Annotated in this window: 2 protein-coding genes; both read left to right on the forward strand. The window is 69.9% G+C overall.

Features of this window, described 5'->3' with window-relative positions; all coding sequences use genetic code 11:
• Window positions 1-527 (forward strand): SRPBCC family protein (locus VLF18_RS11745; protein WP_325279811.1); only part of this gene is annotated, 527 nt, incomplete at its 5' end.
• An 81-nt stretch (window positions 528-608) separates the two neighbouring features.
• The coding region (locus VLF18_RS11750; RefSeq protein WP_325279812.1) for a hypothetical protein at window positions 609-2051 on the forward strand (1443 nt) is incomplete at its 3' end.

Raw genomic sequence — 2051 nt, forward strand, 5'->3', positions numbered from 1 at the left:
GGCGGCCCGTCGCCGGCACGCTCGCCGGCGACATGACTGCGGATGCCGCCATGACCATCCTCCTTGTCGCCGATCACCGGTTCGAGCAGTCCGCCGACGACGTCTTCGCGCTGAGCATCGACGCCGAGCGCTTCCCGCCGACCTTCACCGGCTACGGACCGATCCCGGCGATGCGTCGCATCGTGCTGCTCGGTCCCGTCGCCGCCGGCAGCGAGCGCGAAATTCACAATGCCGACGGAACGGTGCTGCACGAACGCATCACCGCACTGCGCGCGCCGCTGCATCACGCCTACACGCTGAGCGGCTTCCGCGCGCCGTTTGCCTGGCTCGTGCGCGCCGGACACGCCGACTGGCAGTTCCAGCCGCTGCAGCGCGGCACGCGCGTGACCTGGACCTATCGCTTCGAGCCCGCTACGCGCACCGCGCGTCCGTTCGCGAGCCTGCTGCTGCGCCGCTGCCTGCAGCCGGCCATGCAGCGCTGCCTGCGCAACCTGCAGGCCGCGCTCGAAGGCCGACCGCCGGGCTGAACCGGCGCTGCGTGGCCCGCGGTGCGACGCAACCGCGTGGGCAGGATCGGGGAATCCGTCATCGATTCCGCGGAGCCGATCATGTTGCGTCGTATCACCCTGCCCATCCTGCTGCTGGCCTCGACATCGCTGTACGCGCAGACCCCGTACTGGAACGAGTTCGGTCCGGACCGCGCCGCCGGCGCCTTTCTCAACATCACGCGCGAGCATCGCATCAGCGAGAACGCGATCGGCGTCGCCGAGGATTCGCAGCAGCGCCTGCTCGTGCTCAACGAGTGGGACGAAGCGGCGACGACCAACCTCGACTGCGCCGTGACGCGCCATGTCCGCCGCGCACGCGCGCTCGACATGGGCTACACCGGCCCCGAAGACCTCGAAGGCACGCGGCGCGTCGCGGCCGACATGGGCGGAACCGGCTTCGATACCTGCAGCTCGCTGTCGGTCGATCGCGACGACCGGGCGGTCATCGCCGGCACCGGCGACACCGGCGAGGGTCTCGGCGGATTCCTCATCCGCCTCGATGCGAACGGCAACTACGACACCAACTTCGCCGGCGACGGCAAGTTCTTCCTGCGCAACCTCGCCGCGTTCGACGGCGCGCAGACGCGTCTCGCCCACGCGGTCGCGCTCGCGAACCGCCGTGTCGTCGCCTGCGGCACCGTGACGCGCGGCAGCGAGCGGCGCCTGTTCGCGATGCGCGTGACCGCGGCCGGCCAGCTCGACACGAGCTTCAATTCGACCGGCATCCGCGAACTCGATTTCAACGGTGCCGGCGCCGACGAGGACAGTTGCGCGCGGCTGCTCGTGCTGCCCGACGGCGATCTCATCGTTGCCGGCATCACGTCCGGCGGCAGCGGCAACGGCGACTACGCGCTTGCACGCATCGACACCGGCGGCAGCCTCGATACGACGTTCTCCGGCAACGGTCTTCTCGTCGTGCCGAACGGCTCGCAGCTCGCCGCAACGCCCGTGCTCAGCGACCTCGGCTACGACGCGGTTCGGGACCGCGTGCTGTTCTCCTGCTATCTCGTGTTCGCCGCGCTGGAGCCGTCGGGCTGCATCGTCGCGCTGCACGCGAACGGTACGCTCGACACGGATTTCGACGGCGACGGCCGCCTGATCTTCCGCTACGACCAGTACAGCACCATCGGCGTGTCGCGCAACGCGGGCGGCACGCGCGTGCGCCGCCTGCTCGTGCGCGCGGACGGCGTGGTATATGCGCTGGGCACCCACTTCAATGGCGGCGGCGACGCGACGAATTACGGTGCGAGCGACGTCGCGCGGCTGCGCGTGAATCCCGACGGCAGCGTCGATCCGATCGGCAGCATCGTCTACCAGAGCTTTCCGACCGTGCGCCAGAGCGTCGAGCCCGAACAGGATCTGCGCAGCGCCGAGACGCTGGTGGACGCGATCTGGTATCGCGGCAGCATCGTGTTCATTGCCGACCGCCCGCGCTATCCGGCGAACGTGTTCGATCACGACGGCGACGGCGTGCTCGACGAGCCCGGCCCGATCGCCCCCGTG

The organism is Tahibacter sp., from assembly GCF_035481375.1.
Taxonomy (GTDB): Bacteria; Pseudomonadota; Gammaproteobacteria; order Xanthomonadales; family Rhodanobacteraceae; genus Tahibacter.